This is a genomic window from Oryzihumus sp. JJN4-3R, from assembly GCF_057747915.1.
The window spans coordinates 3772571-3788053 of record NZ_CM173229.1 but is presented as its reverse complement, the minus strand read 5'-3'; the positions used below and the strand labels follow the sequence as shown (position 1 = coordinate 3788053).

At 70.5% G+C, this 15483-nt stretch carries 16 protein-coding genes and 2 tRNA genes; 7 read left to right on the top strand and 11 right to left on the bottom strand.

Annotation, left to right across the window (positions count from 1 at the left end; translation table 11 throughout):
• Window positions 1-98: 98 nt before the first annotated feature.
• Window positions 99-374, top strand: a complete 276-nt coding sequence (locus AC3ANM_RS18080) for an excalibur calcium-binding domain-containing protein (RefSeq protein ID WP_488285798.1) — start codon at window positions 99-101, stop codon at window positions 372-374.
• A gap of 90 nt (window positions 375-464) precedes the next feature.
• Here the strand turns inward: AC3ANM_RS18080 and clpX are convergent, their stop codons facing one another.
• From clpX to AC3ANM_RS18060, 4 genes are all read right to left on the bottom strand, one after another.
• Complete coding sequence (clpX, locus tag AC3ANM_RS18075; RefSeq protein ID WP_488285797.1) at window positions 465-1748, bottom strand: ATP-dependent Clp protease ATP-binding subunit ClpX; 1284 nt, start codon at window positions 1746-1748, stop codon at window positions 465-467.
• 319 nt (window positions 1749-2067) lie between these two features.
• Entirely contained in the window at window positions 2068-2748 is a 681-nt protein-coding gene (locus AC3ANM_RS18070; protein WP_488285796.1) for an ATP-dependent Clp protease proteolytic subunit, read from the bottom strand.
• A gap of 40 nt (window positions 2749-2788) precedes the next feature.
• The gene (locus AC3ANM_RS18065; RefSeq protein WP_488287977.1) at window positions 2789-3367 is read right to left on the bottom strand and encodes an ATP-dependent Clp protease proteolytic subunit; all 579 of its coding nucleotides are present in this window, start codon (window positions 3365-3367) and stop codon (window positions 2789-2791) included.
• 201 nt (window positions 3368-3568) lie between these two features.
• The gene (locus AC3ANM_RS18060; protein ID WP_488285795.1) at window positions 3569-4051 is read right to left on the bottom strand and encodes a GbsR/MarR family transcriptional regulator; all 483 of its coding nucleotides are present in this window, start codon (window positions 4049-4051) and stop codon (window positions 3569-3571) included.
• Between the two features lie 74 nt (window positions 4052-4125).
• On the opposite strand from AC3ANM_RS18060, the gene AC3ANM_RS18055 reads away from it, so the two are divergent.
• Together AC3ANM_RS18055 and AC3ANM_RS18050 are read left to right on the top strand one after the other, a co-directional pair.
• Window positions 4126-5079, top strand: a complete 954-nt coding sequence (locus AC3ANM_RS18055) for an ABC transporter ATP-binding protein (RefSeq protein WP_488285794.1) — start codon at window positions 4126-4128, stop codon at window positions 5077-5079.
• Window positions 5076-6749, top strand: coding sequence for an ABC transporter permease (locus tag AC3ANM_RS18050; protein WP_488285793.1), 1674 nt, complete (start codon window positions 5076-5078; stop codon window positions 6747-6749). Before AC3ANM_RS18055 ends, AC3ANM_RS18050 begins: the two co-directional genes overlap by 4 nt.
• A gap of 114 nt (window positions 6750-6863) precedes the next feature.
• On the opposite strand, the gene tig is transcribed toward AC3ANM_RS18050, so the two are convergent.
• Window positions 6864-8186: a trigger factor gene (gene tig / locus AC3ANM_RS18045; protein ID WP_488285792.1), complete on the bottom strand. Its 1323-nt coding sequence runs from the start codon at window positions 8184-8186 to the stop codon at window positions 6864-6866.
• Window positions 8187-8380: 194 nt separating this feature from the next.
• Between tig and AC3ANM_RS18040 the strand changes: the two genes are divergently transcribed.
• Window positions 8381-9793, top strand: a complete 1413-nt coding sequence (locus AC3ANM_RS18040) for a dihydrolipoyl dehydrogenase family protein (RefSeq protein WP_488285791.1) — start codon at window positions 8381-8383, stop codon at window positions 9791-9793.
• Window positions 9790-10404, top strand: a complete 615-nt coding sequence (locus AC3ANM_RS18035; protein WP_488285790.1) for an ATP-binding protein — start codon at window positions 9790-9792, stop codon at window positions 10402-10404. Before AC3ANM_RS18040 ends, AC3ANM_RS18035 begins: the two co-directional genes overlap by 4 nt.
• A 71-nt stretch (window positions 10405-10475) precedes the next feature.
• Here AC3ANM_RS18035 and AC3ANM_RS18030 read toward each other — a convergent pair whose 3' ends face one another.
• Entirely contained in the window at window positions 10476-11135 is a 660-nt protein-coding gene (locus AC3ANM_RS18030; RefSeq protein WP_488285789.1) for a hemerythrin domain-containing protein, read from the bottom strand.
• Between the two features lie 237 nt (window positions 11136-11372).
• Window positions 11373-11449, bottom strand: a tRNA-Pro gene (locus AC3ANM_RS18025).
• A gap of 117 nt (window positions 11450-11566) precedes the next feature.
• On the opposite strand from AC3ANM_RS18025, the gene AC3ANM_RS18020 reads away from it, so the two are divergent.
• Window positions 11567-11640, top strand: a tRNA-Gly gene (locus AC3ANM_RS18020).
• Between the two features lie 271 nt (window positions 11641-11911).
• On the opposite strand, the gene AC3ANM_RS18015 is transcribed toward AC3ANM_RS18020, so the two are convergent.
• Entirely contained in the window at window positions 11912-12031 is a 120-nt protein-coding gene (locus tag AC3ANM_RS18015) for a nitroreductase family protein (protein WP_488287976.1), read from the bottom strand.
• Between the two features lie 235 nt (window positions 12032-12266).
• On the opposite strand from AC3ANM_RS18015, the gene AC3ANM_RS18010 reads away from it, so the two are divergent.
• Window positions 12267-12854 carry a DinB family protein gene (locus AC3ANM_RS18010; RefSeq protein WP_488285788.1) on the top strand — a complete coding sequence of 196 codons (588 nt, stop codon included), beginning with the start codon at window positions 12267-12269 and terminating at the stop codon, window positions 12852-12854.
• A 252-nt stretch (window positions 12855-13106) separates the two neighbouring features.
• Here the strand turns inward: AC3ANM_RS18010 and AC3ANM_RS18005 are convergent, their stop codons facing one another.
• The 3 genes from AC3ANM_RS18005 to AC3ANM_RS17995 form a co-directional block, all read right to left on the bottom strand.
• The gene (locus AC3ANM_RS18005; RefSeq protein WP_488285787.1) at window positions 13107-13673 is read right to left on the bottom strand and encodes a dihydrofolate reductase family protein; all 567 of its coding nucleotides are present in this window, start codon (window positions 13671-13673) and stop codon (window positions 13107-13109) included.
• A 318-nt stretch (window positions 13674-13991) separates the two neighbouring features.
• Window positions 13992-14534, bottom strand: coding sequence for a hypothetical protein (locus tag AC3ANM_RS18000; protein WP_488285786.1), 543 nt, complete (start codon window positions 14532-14534; stop codon window positions 13992-13994).
• Window positions 14535-14748: 214 nt separating this feature from the next.
• Complete coding sequence (locus AC3ANM_RS17995; protein WP_488285785.1) at window positions 14749-15246, bottom strand: SigE family RNA polymerase sigma factor; 498 nt, start codon at window positions 15244-15246, stop codon at window positions 14749-14751.
• Between the last annotated feature and the right edge of the window lie 237 nt (window positions 15247-15483).

The window sequence follows — 15483 nt, the reverse complement described above, 5'->3', positions numbered from 1 at the left end:
GGACTTGGTCAAGTCCGCGAGGTGGCCTCTCGAGCCGGGGTTACCGTCGGGAGCGGCGGGGGGCCAACGTCCCCGCAGTCTGTCCGCTGGGGGAGCTCGTGAACCACGTCGCCAACATGTTCCTGGCCGCACTGGTGGTGTTCGCCGGGATGACGGCACCGTCCACGCAGGTCACGCTCACCTCGACCCACGCGACGACATACAAGAACTGCACCGCGCTGAACAAGGTCTACAAGCACGGCGTGGGCCGACGCAGCGCCCACGACAAGACGAGCGGCAAGCCCGTCACGACCTTCACCCGCAACGACGCGGTCTACGCGGCGAACCGCAAGAGCGACCGTGACAAGGATGGCATCGCCTGCGAGAAGCGCTGAACCGCCACTGACGCAGGGGGAAACGGCGAGGCCCGGGAAGCAACAGCTTCCCGGGCCTCGTCCATGTAAGGGGAATGGAGCCCCCTGCGCTCAGGCCGACTCCTTGCGGGGTGCGCGCTTGGGTCGCTGGGCCGGCTCCTCCCGCCGCACGATCGTCGGGTTGACGTTGTCGAGCACGACCTCGCGGGTGACCACGACGCGGGCGATGTCGTCGTCGCTGGGCACGTCGAACATCACCGGCAGGAGCACCTCCTCCATGATCGCCCGCAGGCCGCGGGCGCCGGTGCCGCGCAGCAGCGCCTGCTCGGCGACCGCCTCGATGGCGTCGTCGGTGAACTCCAGCTCGACCCCGTCGATGTCGAACATCCGGCGGTACTGCTTGACGAGGGCGTTGCGCGGCTCGGTGAGGATGCGCACCAGGGCGTCACGGTCCAGCGGCGAGACCGTCGTGATGACCGGCAGGCGGCCGATGAACTCGGGGATGAGCCCGAACTTCATCAGGTCCTCGGGCATCACGTCGCCGTAGCTCTCGCCGGCGTCCTTGGCCGTGTGCAGCTGGGAGCCGAAGCCCAGCCCCTTCTTGCCCGAGCGCGACTCGATGAGCTTCTCCAGGCCGGCGAACGCCCCGCCGACAATGAACAGCACGTTGGTCGTGTCGATCTGGATGAACTCCTGGTGCGGGTGCTTGCGCCCACCCTGCGGCGGCACCGAGGCCGTCGTGCCCTCGAGGATCTTCAGCAGCGCCTGCTGCACGCCCTCGCCGGAGACGTCGCGCGTGATCGAGGGGTTCTCGCTCTTGCGGGCGATCTTGTCGACCTCGTCGATGTAGATGATCCCGGTCTCGGCCTTCTTGACGTCGTAGTCGGCCGCCTGGATCAGCTTGAGCAGGATGTTCTCGACGTCCTCGCCGACATAGCCGGCCTCGGTCAGCGCCGTGGCGTCGGCGATCGCGAACGGGACGTTGAGCATCCGGGCCAGGGTCTGCGCGAGGTAGGTCTTGCCGCAGCCGGTCGGCCCGATGAGCAGGATGTTGGACTTGGCGATGTCGACCGCGTCGTCACCCTTCTTGGCGGTCTCGCCGGCCTGGATCCGCTTGTAGTGGTTGTAGACCGCCACCGCGAGGGCCTTCTTGGCCACGTCCTGGCCGACGACGTACTGCTCGAGGAACTCGAAGATCTCGCGCGGCTTGGGCAGCTCGTCCAGGCCCAGCTCGGAGGACTCGGCGAGCTCCTCCTCGATGATCTCGTTGCACAGGTCGATGCACTCGTCGCAGATGTAGACCCCGGGGCCCGCGATCAGCTTCTTGACCTGCTTCTGGCTCTTGCCGCAGAAGGAGCACTTCAAGAGATCGCCACCGTCTCCGATGCGTGCCACGGGGCGGTCCTTCCTGTCAGGTGATTACCACGTCTGGTGCTGCTTGCGGTGATGGATGACGGTACCTCGCGAGGTCCCGTCCACGTCTCATTAGACGCCGGTGTCGCCCGTCCGTCACGGCTTGTCCGCCAACAGCGGACAAGGTGGACAGGGACGGTCTTCACCGTGGCCACGGTATGCCGGGTGGTCTCCGGCCGCGCGCCCACCCCACCCCTGCGGGAGCCCGGCCACCTGCGACGGGACGGATGCGAACGGTCCCCGGCCCCACGGCATACCTGCCGGGGACCGGGGACCGTCAGGGTCTCCCGGAGGGCGACGCTCAGGCCTGCAGCGAGGCCTTGCGGCTGGCGAGGACCTCGTCGACGATGCCGTAGTCCTTGGCCATGTCGGCCGTGAGGATCTTGTCGCGCTCGATGTCGGTCTCGATCTGCTCGACGCTGCGGCCGGTGTGCTTGGCCAGCGTCTCCTCCAGCCAGGTGCGCATGCGCAGCACCTCGTTGGCCTGGATCTCGATGTCGCTGGCCTGGCCGTAGTCGCCGCCGGCCATGGCCGGCTGGTGGATCAGGACGCGGGCGTTGGGCAGGGCGTAGCGCTTGCCCGGGGCACCGGCCGCGAGCAGCACGGCCGCCGCCGACGCCGCCTGACCCAGGACGAACGTCTGGATGTCGGGGCGGATGTACTGCATCGTGTCGTAGATCGCCGTCAGCGCCGTGAACGATCCGCCGGGGCTGTTGATGTACATGATGATGTCGCGGTCGGGGTCCTGGGACTCCAGGACGACCAGCTGCGCCATGATGTCGTCGGCCGAGGCGTCGTCCACCTGCACGCCGAGGAAGATGATGCGGTCCTCGAAGAGCTTGGTGTAGGGGTCGAGCCGCTTCATGCCGTAGGAGGTGCGCTCCTCGAACTGCGGCAGGATGTAACGGCTGCTCGGGCCGGGGGCGTGCAGGCCACCGCCCATCTGCGGGACGTGCAGGCCGCCATACGGGTTCTGGGTCATTGCTGTTGCTCCAATATCAGGCGTGGGTATGGCGGGTGGTTCAGCTCGCGGTGCCGCCGCCACCCGGTGCCTGGCCGGCGTGGGTGTAGACGTGGTCGACGAAGCCGTAGTCCTTGGCCTCCTCCGCGGTGAACCAGCGGTCGCGGTCGGAGTCCTTCTCGATCTGGTCCACGCTCTGGCCGGTGTGCTCGGCGATGAGACCGGCCATCTGCTTCTTGATGTGCAGCATCTGCTCGGCCTGGATCTTGATGTCCGAGGCGGTGCCGCCGATGCCGCCGGAGGGCTGGTGCATCATCACGCGGGCGTGCGGGGTGGCAAAGCGCTTGCCGCGGGCGCCGGCGCTGAGCAGGAACTGCCCCATGCTGGCGGCCAGGCCCATCGCCACGGTGGCGACGTCGTTGGGGACCCACTGCATGGTGTCGAAGATGGCCATGCCGGCGGTCACCGAGCCGCCGGGGCTGTTGATGTAGAGCCAGATGTCGGCCTCGGGGTCCTCGGCGGCCAGCAGGAGGAGCTGCGCGCAGATCGCGTTGGCGTTGTCGTCGCGCACCTCGGAGCCGAGGAAGATGATCCGCTCCTTGAGCAGACGGTTGTAGATGTGGTCGTCCAGGCCGGCCATCTGACCGTTGGCTGCGGCGACGACCTCGCTGCTGTGGCTCACCGTGTCTCCATCTGTAGCGCGGGTGGTGCGTGTCCTGTGCATCCTTGCGATGACCCTAACGCCCGGCCCTGCCCGGTGAATCCCGTGTGGGCGCGCTGTTCGCCGTGAGCGCACAAGGCTGCACGGCGGACCGGCCGCGGCCGGCACGTCGCGCCCGGCTCAGGAGGCCGTGCTCCGGAGCCGCTTGCGCTCCTCCCAGCGGTTGATGAGCTGGGTCATCTCCTCACGCAGGAAGCTGAAGAACTCCTGGGTCTCCGCCAGCCGGGCGCCCACCTCGGAGTCGCGCCCGACCAGGGCCATGCCGGTGTCCAGCTGCTCGACCCACCGGCCGAGCAGGGCGTCCTGGTCCATCGTGACGCGGTACCAGACGTCGTGCTCGACGACGTACTGGTCGCGGCGCGAGCCCGGCTCGCGGGTGCGCCGGGCCAGGTGCACCGTCTCGAGGTACTGGATCGCGCCGGAGACCGCCGCAGCGCTGACCTGCAGCCGCTCCGAGAGCTCGGCGGCGGTCAGCCGGCCGGAGTCGCTGACCAGCAGGGCGCTGAACACCCGCGCCGGCATCCGGGGCACACCGGCGGTGACCAGGGTCGAGGCGAAGTCCTCGACGAACTGGCGCAGCCGCGCGTCCTGGCCCTCGGCCACGGGCACACCTCCCGAGTCGAACCTTGAGATTTCGAATCTTCACAGATTTATGAACGCAGAGTAGCGTCACAGGCATGGATCTGGCGATAGAGGTCTCCGGTCTGGTCAAGACCTTCGGCACCACGCGCGCCCTCGACGGGCTCGACCTGCAGGTGCGCCGCGGCGAGGTGCACGGCTTCCTCGGCCCCAACGGCGCCGGCAAGACCACGACCCTGCGGGTGCTGCTGGGGCTCCTGCGTGCCGACGCCGGCGAGGTGCGCCTCCTCGGGGGCGACCCCTGGCGCGACGTGGCCTCGCTGCACCGGCGGCTGGCCTACGTGCCCGGCGACGTCTCGCTGTGGCCGAACCTCACCGGCGGTGAGGTGATCGACCTGCTCGGCCGGCTGCGCGGCACGCTCGACCCGCAGCGGCGCGCCCAGCTGCTCGAGCGCTTCGAGCTCGACCCCGGCAAGAAAGGCCGGGCCTACTCCAAGGGGAACCGGCAGAAGGTGGCCCTCGTGGCCGCCCTGGCCTCCGACGTCGAGCTGCTCCTGCTGGACGAGCCCACCGCAGGGCTGGACCCGCTGATGGAGGAGGTGTTCCGCCAGTGCATCAGCGAGGAGCGCGACCGCGGCCGGACCGTCCTGCTGTCCAGCCACATCCTCGCCGAGGCCGAGGCCCTGTCCGACCGGGTGAGCATCATCCGGCACGGGCGGGTCGCCGAGAGCGGGACGCTGGAGGAGCTGCGCCACCTCACCCGGACGTCGGTGACCGCCGAGCTCGCCCGCGTCCCGGCCGGGCTGGAGTCGCTGCCCGGCCTGCACGACCTGCACGTCGAGCCCGGCGACGGGGCCCGGGTCGCGGCCAGGGTCGTCGCGCAGGTCGACTCCGACCACCTCGACGCGGTCCTGCGCCGCCTGTCCGAGGCCGGCATCCGCAGCCTGGTCAGCCAGCCGCCGACCCTGGAGGAGCTGTTCCTGCGGCACTACAGCGACGAGCTCGCCGCCAACGGCAACGGCGTCCCGGCCGGCCGGGGCGGGCCACGATGAGCGCCGGCACGTCCACCGGCGCGGGCGCCCGGGGCGCCCTGCGGGCCGCCCGCCCGGCCGCGACCCCGTCGGCCGGCGGGCGGTTCACCGGCACCTGGCCGCTGGTGCGGCTGGCCCTGCGCCGCGACCGCGTGCTCGTCCCGGTGTGGCTGGCCGTCTTCGTGGTGCTGGCCGGCAGCACCGCCTCGAGCACCCTGACCCTCTATCCCGACATCGTCTCCCGCCGCCAGATCGGCGCGACGATCAACGGCAACCCGGCCATGGTGGCCCTCTACGGCAAGGTGCTCGACATCGACTCAGCCGGTGCCGTCGCCATGTTCAAGGTCAACGCCATGGGCGCGGCGCTCGTCGCGGTGCTCACGATGGTCCTGCTGGTGCGCCACAGCCGCGCCGAGGAGGAGGCCGGTCGCCTGGAGCTGCTCGGCGCCGGCGTCGTCGGCCGCCTCGCGGCCCTGACCGCCGCGCTGGTCGTCACCATCGGCACCGCCGTCGTGCTCGGAGTGCTCACCGGGCTGAGCCTGGTCATGGCCGGCCTGCCCGTGACCGGTTCCCTGGCGTTCGGGCTGTCCTGGGCACTCACCGGCGTCTCGTTCGCCGCCGTCGCCGCCGTCATGGCGCAGCTCACCGCGGGCGCCCGCGCGGCCACCGGGCTCACGGCCGCGGTGCTCGGCGCGACCTACCTGCTGCGCGCCATCGGCGACGTCTCCGACGCCCACGGCCCGCAGTGGGCCTCGTGGCTCTCGCCCGTTGGCTGGGCCCAGCAGGTGCGCCCGTATGCCGGGGTCCGCTGGTGGGTGTTCCTGCTCGGCCTGGCCTTCAGCGCCCTGGCCGTCGTCGGCGCCTACGGCCTGGCCGCCCGGCGCGACCTCGGGGCCGGGCTGTTCGCCGACCGCTCCGGCCGGCCGGAGGCGACCCGCTGGCTCGCCGGGCCGTTCGGCCTGGCCCTGCGGCTGCAGCGCGGGTCCCTCCTGGCCTGGACCGCGGGGTTCGCGATCATGGGCACGATCGTCGGCAGCCTCGCCGACAGCGTCCAGTCCTTCCTGGACTCCCCCGGCGCCCGCGACTTCATCGTCAAGCTCGGGGGGCAGTCCGGTTTGGTCGACGCCTTCTTCGGCACCGAGCTCGCCGTGATCGCCATCCTCGTCTCGGTGTTCGGCATCTCCACGATCCTGCGGCTGCACGCCGAGGAGGAGTCGCTGCACGCCGAGCCGCTGCTGGCGACCGCCCTGACCCGGCGTCGGTGGGTGCTCAGCCAGGTCGTGGTCGCCGTCCTCGGCTCGCTCTGGCTGCTCGCGGTGGTCGGGCTCACCATGGGCCTGTCGGCGGCCGGCTCACTGGGCGACTACGGCCAGGTCGGCCGGCTGTTCCTGGCGGCGCTGGTCCACCTGCCGGCGGTGCTGGTCATGGTCGGCATCGCCGTCGCCGCGTTCGGCCTGCTGCCGCGGTTGGTCGCGGCCGCCTGGGGGTTGCTCGTGGCGTTCCTGCTCATCGGCGAGCTGGGCCCGCTCTTCGAGCTGGACCAGCGGGTCATGGACCTCGCCCCGTTCGCCCACACCCCGAGGCTGCCCGGCGGCGCGTTCACCGCGACGCCCCTGCTCTGGCTGACCGTCGTCGGAGTTGCGCTGATGGTGCTCGGCATCGAAGGCTTCCGCCGCCGCGACCTGGACTGAGCCACCCGCCCGGGCCGCGGACCCCTGCCGGCCCCGGACGCGCGTATGCCGCGACCGGGAGCCCGGCCGCGGCATACGCGGTGGTGCGGTGTCGGTCAGGCGACCGTCGCCGAGTCAGGCGTGGTCGTGACCCGAGTGGTCCTCGATGGCCTCGCCGGTGGTGTCGGCCAGCTCGACGTTGAGCTCGTTGAGGTCGACCTCGTTGCCGGCGGTGTCCTTGACGGCGGCCTTCTCCAGGACCGTGGCCAGGGCCTTGCGGCGGGCGACCTCGGCAACCATGGCCGGGATCTGGCCGGCCTCATCGACGGCCTTGGCGAACTCGTTGGGGTCCATGCCGTACTGCGACGCGGACATGACGAGGTACTCGATCAGCTCGGGCTGGCCGACGCTGACCTCCTCCTTCTCGACGATGGCGTCGAGGAGGAACTGGGCGCGCAGGGCCTTGCGGGCGCTCTCCTGGACCTCGGCGCGGTGCTCGTCGTCCTCGAGGCGGTTCTCGTTCTCGAGGTGGCTGTGGACCTCGGCCTCGACGAGGGCGTCGGGGACGGGGATCTCGGTGACCTCGAGCAGGTGGTCGAGGACCTTGTCGCGGGCCTGGACGCCCTGCTCGAACTTCTTGGCGCGCTCGGCCTGGGCGGTGACGTCGGCCTTGAGCTCCTCGAGCGTGTCGAACTCGGAGGCGAGCTGGGCGAAGTCGTCGTCGAGCTCGGGCAGGACACGCTCCTTGACCGACTGGATGGTCACGGTGATCTCGGAGTCCTCACCCTCGTGGTCGCCACCGGCGAGCGGGGCGGTGAAGGTCTTGGTCTCCTCGGCCTTCATGCCGACCAGGGCCTCGTCGAGGCCGTCGAGCATGTTGCCCGAGCCGATCTCGTAGGAGATGCCCTTGACCGCGTCGATCTCCTCCTCGCCGATGGTGGCGGTGAGGTCGATGGAGACGAAGTCACCGGTCTGGGCCTCGCGGTCGACACCGGTGAGGGTGCCGAAGCGCTGGCGCAGCGTGGTCAGGCGCTCCTCGACGTCCTCGTCGGAGGCGGCGACCTCGTCGACCTCGATGGCCAGGCCGTCGTAGTCGGGCAGCTCGATCTCGGGACGGACGTCGACCTCGATCGTGAACTTCAGCTCCTGGCCCTCCTCGGCCGGGACCTCGGTCACGTCCAGCTCGGGCTGGCCGAGCGGGCGGACCTTGTTCTCCTCGACGGCCTGGCCGTAGAACTTCGGCAGGGCGTCGTTGACGGCCTCCTGGAGCACGGCGCCGCGGCCGACGCGCTGGTCGATGATCCGGGCCGGGACCTTGCCGGCGCGGAAGCCGGGGACGGAGATCTGCGACGCGATCGTCTTGTATGCCGCGTCGAGGCTCGGCTTGAGCTCCTCGAAGGGGACCTCGACGGTCAGCTTGACCCGGGTCGGGTTGAGGGTCTCGACGGCGCTCTTCACTGCGGGTAACTCCAAGGGTGTGGGCATCAGGAAGGCTCGGCCCGGAGCCGAGAGGACAGGCCATGGTATCCACACGTCTTCCATCTGCTGAAACGCGCGGTTGAAACGCGCGGTGCGGTGGGCGGGTGGTCGTGCCGGTGGCCGCGCCCGACTCATGGGGAGACGCGGCGGCGCGACGCGGCTAGCGTCAGCCCATGAGTGCTGCCATGGACGAGACGTATGACGTGGTCGTGGTCGGCGCGGGGGCGGTCGGGGAGAACGCTGCCGACCGGGCCGGGCGCACCGGGCTGAAGGTGATGGTCGTCGAGCGACGGCTGGTCGGCGGGGAGTGCAGCTTCTATGCCTGCTCCCCCAGCAAGGCGCTGCTGCGCCCGATCCACGCCGCCCACGCGGCCCAGCGGGTGCGCGGTGTGACCGGGGCGCGGATCGTGCCCGCGGAGGTGATGGCCCGGCGCGACTACTGGATCTCCGACCTGGACGACAGCGGCGCCGTGGAGTGGCTGGACTCGGCGGGCATCGACCTGGTCCGGGGCACCGGGCGGCTCGTCGGCGAGCGCCAGGTGCAGGTCGACGGCCGGACCTACCGGGCGAGGGTCGCGGTCATCCTGGCGACCGGCACGTCCCCGACCGTGCCCGACATCCCCGGCCTGCGCGACGCCAAGCCGTGGACCAACATCGAGGCGACCACCTCCCCCACCGTGCCCGAGCGGCTGGTGGTCCTCGGCGGCGGCGTCGTGGGCTGCGAGATGGCCCAGGTCTACAGCGCGCTCGGCTCCCAGGTGACGCTCATCCAGCGCGAGGACCGGCTGCTCGTGCGCTCGGAGCCGTTCGCCTCCGGGCTGGTCGCGGCGTCGCTGGCGCGCGAGGGCGTGGACATCCGGCTCGGGGTCACCGCCGAGTCGGTCTCGCGCCCGGCGCCCGGCGGCGAGGTGACGTTGAGCCTGTCGGACGGCACGAGCGTGGCCGGCGACGAGCTGCTGTGCGCGATCGGGCGCACCCCCAACACGGCCGGCATCGGGCTGGAGGAGCTCGGCGTCTCGCTGACCCGCGCGGGCTACGTCGAGGTCGACGAGTCCATGGAGGTCACCTCCGTGCCGGGCGGCTGGCTGTATGCCGCGGGCGACGTCACCGGGCGCAACCTGCTCACCCACATGGGCAAGTACCAGGCCCGCGTGGCCGGCGACGTGGTCGCCGCGCGCGGGGCCGGCAAGGCCACCGACGGGCCGGGCATGCGCGCCTGGGCCGACCACCTGGGCGCCCCGCAGGTGGTCTTCACCGACCCCGAGGTCTCCTCGGTCGGCCTGACCGAGGCCGAGGCCCGCGAGCGCGGGATCGACGTGAAGGTGGTCAACATCAAGATGCGGGCCGCCTCCGGTGCCGGGCTTCAGGCCGACGACTACGAGGGCTTCGCGCAGTTCGTCGTCGACGAGGCCGAGCGGGTGCTCGTGGGCGTGACCTTCGTCGGGCAGGACACGGCCGAGATGGCCCACGCGGCGACCATCGCGGTGGTCGGCAAGGTCCCGCTGGACACGTTGTGGCACGCCGTGCCCTCGTTCCCGACGATGAGCGAGATCTGGTTGCGCTTCCTGGAGAACTACGGCCTGTGACGAGCGAGCGAGCGGGGTGGGCCGTCACCACCCACGACTGGTCGAAGGACCTCGACAGCGAGCACCTGGCGCAGGTCCGGGACCGCGCCGATCACTTCGCTGCCGGTGGCCGGCGGCACATGACCCTCGAGGTGCTTGCCTACGCGAACGACGAGGCCGAGTCGATCGGGCGGGTGGGGACCGCCGTCGTGACGACCGAGGACGACGGGACGGTCACGGTCGCTGATGACGGGCGCGGCACCGACACGCGCGTGGACACCGACGGCACCGTGGTCCGCAAGCCGGTGATGGCCACCAGGGACGTGAGGTTCTTCAACGCCGTGGACGGCCCTGTGCTCCCCGACGGGCTGCCGCGGCGCGGGATCTCGACGGTGGCAGCGCTCAGCCGGGTCCTCGTCCACGAGAACCATCGCGCCGACGGGGCGTGGTCGCAGACCTACCGCCACGGCGTCCCCGACGGGGAGCTTGCTGAGGTGAGTCCCGCGAGGGGTTCGGGCACGAGCGTGAGGTTCCTCCCGGACGACAGTGTCCGCGGCCCGTCAGACCTCACGGCGGAGGACCAGCACGCGTTCGCCTGGCTGCGCGTCGAGGTCCGAGGCCGCCCCACGTAGGTCGCGGGAACGTGACCGCCTCGCGGCGGTGAGGTCGGCCGGGAGGCGGCCGGCCGGCATACCGGGGTGGGTCAGGCGCGCAGGGCGGCCATGAGCTCCTCGTACTGCGGGCGGCCCTCGTGCTCCCAGTGCTCGCGCGTCGCCTCGGGCAGGTGGGCGAGCAGGACGTCGCGCTGGCTGTCGTTCTGGGCGTCCAGGACGAGCCCGAGGATGAGCCACACTCGGTCACCGGTGAAGTGAGCCAGGGCGTGCTGCGTGACCGCGGCCCACTCCTCGGCGCTGAGGTGCTCGGCGGCCAGGGGCAGGATGTCCTGCTCCTCGTCGTCGAGGTGGCGGACCAGCTCGAAGCGCAGAGTGGCCAGCGCTCCGACCAGGCTGGCGCCGTGCTCGGTCGAGGGCTCGGCGCCGAACGCGACCACAGCGGCGGCGGCGGGCTCCAGGACCTCGGCGACGCCGTCGTGCTGCTCGGCGACGATCACGACGCGCAGGGCGTCCTCCTGGCAGCGCTCCAGCAGCTTGGGCCAGAGCAGCTCGTCCTCGGCCGCGTGGTGGACCTGCAGGAAGGCGAGCACGTTGCCGTAGTAGGCGGCCACCGCCTCGGCCTTGCCCGGGTGCTCGACCACGGCGTCGGCGACCAGGTCGGACGCCGCGTCGAGGGCATCGCGGAAGACCTGGTGGACCGCCAGCAGGTCGCTGGTGTCAGGCCGGGCCTTGGCAACCGTCTCGGACATCGCACACCCCTCGATCGCGTCATGGCGTGAGCAGCCCGCGGCCCAGGTGGTCGTCGCGCTGGTGTCCCCCTCGTGTGAGCTGCCCCGCCGCCCGGGAACTGCCCGGGTGCCCGCAGCGTAGTTCGCGGTGGTCTCCCGGCGGGGGCGTTTTGCCGAATCGCCTGTGCCGCAGTCGGATGCGGCCTTCGGGTGGGGGCTTCGCGAGGGTTCCTGCCGCCTCCCTCGCGAGGGCACTGGTGGTCGGGGTAGCCGGATTCGAACCGGCGGCCTTCCGCTCCCAAAGCGGACGCGCTACCAAGCTGCGCCATACCCCGTGCGCTGTGGCCCGCGGCCCCCCTCGGACACCCCGGGACGGGGGTCGGATTTCGGAACGTGCGACAGCGGGCATTAGGCTAACGCCCCGCACCACCGGCCATGACGGCGGTGTCCGCGCGGGTGTAGCTCAATGGCAGAGCCCCAGCCTTCCAAGCTGGTCATGCGGGTTCGATTCCCGTCACCCGCTCCACCACGAAAGCCGCAGGTCACGGGTTCAAACCCGACCTGCGGCTTCTCTGTTGACGGGGCCGATTTCAGCCCGCGTGCGATTAGCGTGCGATTAGGACGCGGACTCAAGGTCCCCAGCCGGCCCCGCGTGTCCTCGGTCAGCGTGCTGGTCGACGGCGTGCGACTGCTTCTCGACCAGGTCGCTGAGAGCCGCCGCGATCTGTTCGCCCGCTCATCGGTGGCGTGCTGGTAGACCAGAGCGGCGCGCATGCTGCCGTGCCCCATCCGGTGCATCAGCTCACGAGTCGAGGCGCCGGCCACGGAGCCTGCCTCGCTGCAGCCAGCACTCGTTCGAGCACCACTTTAGGAACCGGCCTACGACTGAACGCCCGCACGGCCCGGCGACTGTCCACGGCCTCGTACACATCCACGCTCTCGTCCCCTCGCTCAACGACAAGTCATGTCTTTGCGCCTCGATGCCCACCTGAGGGGGAGTAATGGTCGGCAACGGGCTCTGGTTCCACCCGCACACCTTGGCGTGCCAGTGAGGGCTTGACCGCCTCTCCGGCCGCCCTCCACTGCTCCGCTGTCGGGTCCGTGGCTCTCCCTGCCGGGCTGCACGAGCAAACCATGGCAGGCTCATGCCGCATGATCGATGAATTCGCGAAACAAAACCTGCACGAGAGGCTGCGGCGGGACCGCAAGTCGCTGCTCTGGAAACTCGATGGCTTGTCCGAATACGACGCCCGCCGACCTTTGACAGCGACCGGCACCAACCTGCTCGGCCTGGTCAAACACGTGGCCACCGTCGAGGCCAGGTACTTCGGCGAGGTCTTCGACCGCCCTTCCCCGGAACGGCTGCCCCGCTGGCAGGACTACAACGGCAACGATCTGTGGGCCGCTGAGGGCGAGACCCGAGATCAGATCATCGGCTTCTACCGGCGCACGTGGGAACACTCGGACGCGACGATCAACGAGCTTCCCCTCGACGCCCCCGGCCACGTGCCGTGGTGGCCGGAGCCGTATCGCAACATCAACCTCTTCGCCATCATCGTCCACGTCCTCGGCGAGTCCATCCGACATGCCGGGCACGCCGATATCCTTCGCGAGGGCCTCGACGGCCGGACCGGGTTGCGCCCCGAACACGAGCAGCCGATCGACGAGGAAGCCCGTGCGGCCTACTGCGCGAAGGTCGAGCGAGCCGCCAGGTCGGCCGCACCAATCAAGCCCTTCTGAGAGCCAAGCTCGATCATCGCTGCAGCCCAGCGAGCGGTCTCCCTCGCGGCGACCCTCCCGCGATCGTCGCTGCCTCGCGAGGGTACGGAGGGCGGACCAAGGGCCTGACAGGCGGGCGACGGCCTGACACGTTTCGGAAGGAGTCAATCCGTCCAGTCGGTCCAGGCAATGCCATCCCACCAACGTAACGATGGGTCTGGTGGACTCTTGGCGGTGCGCCTTGTCTGGTGGCAGGTCGTGTTCCCGCTGGCGTCAGGCAGGGTGCCGGACCGCGTGGCGGACGTAGACCACGCCGTTGTCGAATCGTCCGTGGTCCAGCAGCTCGAGGTCGAGTCGTACGCCTCGAGGCAGCGCCGGCTTGCCGCCGCCGACGAGGACTGGGCACAGCAGCAGCACGCACTCGTCGACCAGGCCGTGCCGGAAGGCCTCTGCCGCGATCCCCGCGCCTCCGATGCTCAGGTCCGAGCCGGAGGTCTCCTTGAGCCGTCGCACCGCCTCGGGCTCGAACTGCCGCTCGATCCTCGTGCGCGCGGTCGACACCTCGGTGAGTGAGTTGGAGTAGACGACCTTGTCGGCGTCACGCCAGATCCCGGCGTACTCGCGGACCACCGGGGGCTCGTTCGTCAACCAGTCGTCGCTCTCCCACACGCGCATCGTCTCGTACATGCGTCGCCCGTAGAGCGACGTGCCGATGTGCCGCTCGTGCTCGTTCCAGAACGCGTGCACGTCCTCGTCCGGCACGGACCAGTCGAACGAACCCGTCTCGTCCTCGAGGAAACCGTCGAGCGAGATGTTGGCCGCGTAGATCAACTTACCCATGGAGCCCTCCGCTCAGACGCGGGCTACAGCGTGCGACGTCACACCGGCACAGTCAACAACATCGACTGCGAGATCGACGAGCCCCGCGGCGAACTGGCCAGGGCACAACAACGAGGCGGGGCACCCGACCCAGCCGGATGCCCCGTCTCACCTACCGCGCCACTCACCGTCTCAGGCGCTGGCGACGACGGAGGCCCCGCGGTGGGCGGCTACCCGAGCCCGGCGGTGCCGATCCCACCGGGGCTGGCTTCTCAACCCGTGAACTTGGCTGCCGTGCCCGCATCGCGGCGGCTCACCAATGCACCTGCCAAGGTCCGGTCAATGCGCAGACCCGCGGGCGTTGGATGACGCACCTCGCAACGCGCGGCACCTCGGGGAGCAACCTCCGGCTATCCCTTGAGGTGGCCAGGTGGCCGGGGACTGCATCTGCAGGCCGGTCACGGCGTTGATCGATCCCGGCGCGCTCCCGTCGCTGGCCCGCACGTCCAGGGCGTAGACGATGACGTGGGTCTTGGGCACGAGCGCCGTTTGCACGCTGACGACCCGCATCCCGGCGGCGAAGTCCGGCTGGAACTTCGTGGTCCCCTCCAGAGCGACGCCCCAGACCAGCAGCCGGTCCGGCAGCAGGGTGCGCGACCAGTCCAATGTCACGTTGTACGGGGCGCCGACCGGGGTCGTTGCCTTCGATCCCGCCCCCAGCTCGGCGCCCGCAGCCGAGCGGGCAGCGACCCGCATCTGCCCGCGCTTCGACAGGTCACCCGGGTCCACCCAGATTCGGGCTCCATCCGAGAGCCGGAGAGGCACCGCGGTGGGCGAGGAGGCGATCTGCGCCACCGGCCCATCCAGCAGGGAAGCGGTCACGGCGCGAGACGGCGGCGTGGCGGCGGGGGCGGTGGTCTGGGCCCGAGGGCCCGCCACCCAGGCAACGCCACCGATCCCACACGCCACCACGGCGGCAACAGCTACCCGCATGGCGCGCTGACGACGCACTCGGCGACGCCCCCCGCGGTGAATGGCGACCTCGTCGACCGTCATCGACGGCGCCGGCGGCGCAGCGAGCAACTCCAGCAGCGGATCAGACATGACACTCTCCTTGAGGAACCAGCAGGGCCCGCAGCTTGGCCAGGCCACGCGAGGTGGATGACTTCACGGTTCCGACCGAGATCGAGAGCACTTCGGCGACCTCGGCCTCGGGCAGGTCGGCATGGAATCGAAGGACCACGCACTGCCGCTCCCGGGGTGGGAGCGTCGCCAGAGCCCGGGTGAGGTGATCGGCCAGATCGACGCCGGCGCTGACATCGGGCGTCCGTCGGTCCGGCACCGCATCGGTCAAGTACTCACCGCGTCGGCGCCGTCCGGTGTCGATGTGGAGGTTGACCAAGATCCGCCTCGTGTAGGCCAACGGCGCCCCATGTTGTATCCGCGGCCAGGCGACGTATGCCCGTTCGAGCGCGCCCTGCGCCAAGTCCTCGGCGCTGGCTCTGGAACCGGTCAACAACCACGCCATGCCCAGCAGTCGGGGCGAGGCGCCCCGAATGAACTCATCGAATGACGCCTCGTCGCGCCTCGGCATCGGACCTCCCCTGTTGTGCGTGCACCCTAGTAACGCCGGTCCCTCTGGGAAGGTTGAGTCGCCCATCTGCCCACACCAGGCAGAAGCGTCAGTTGCCAACGCGACTGCTAACCAACGGCTGAACAGCCTCGGACGTTGGCGGACAGCCGAGCAGTCCCCGGCGCACAAGCCCGCGACCTCAGGACGTCGGTGGCCGGTTCCCCTCGATCTTTGATTAAGTGCGAGAAACCGTCCGGA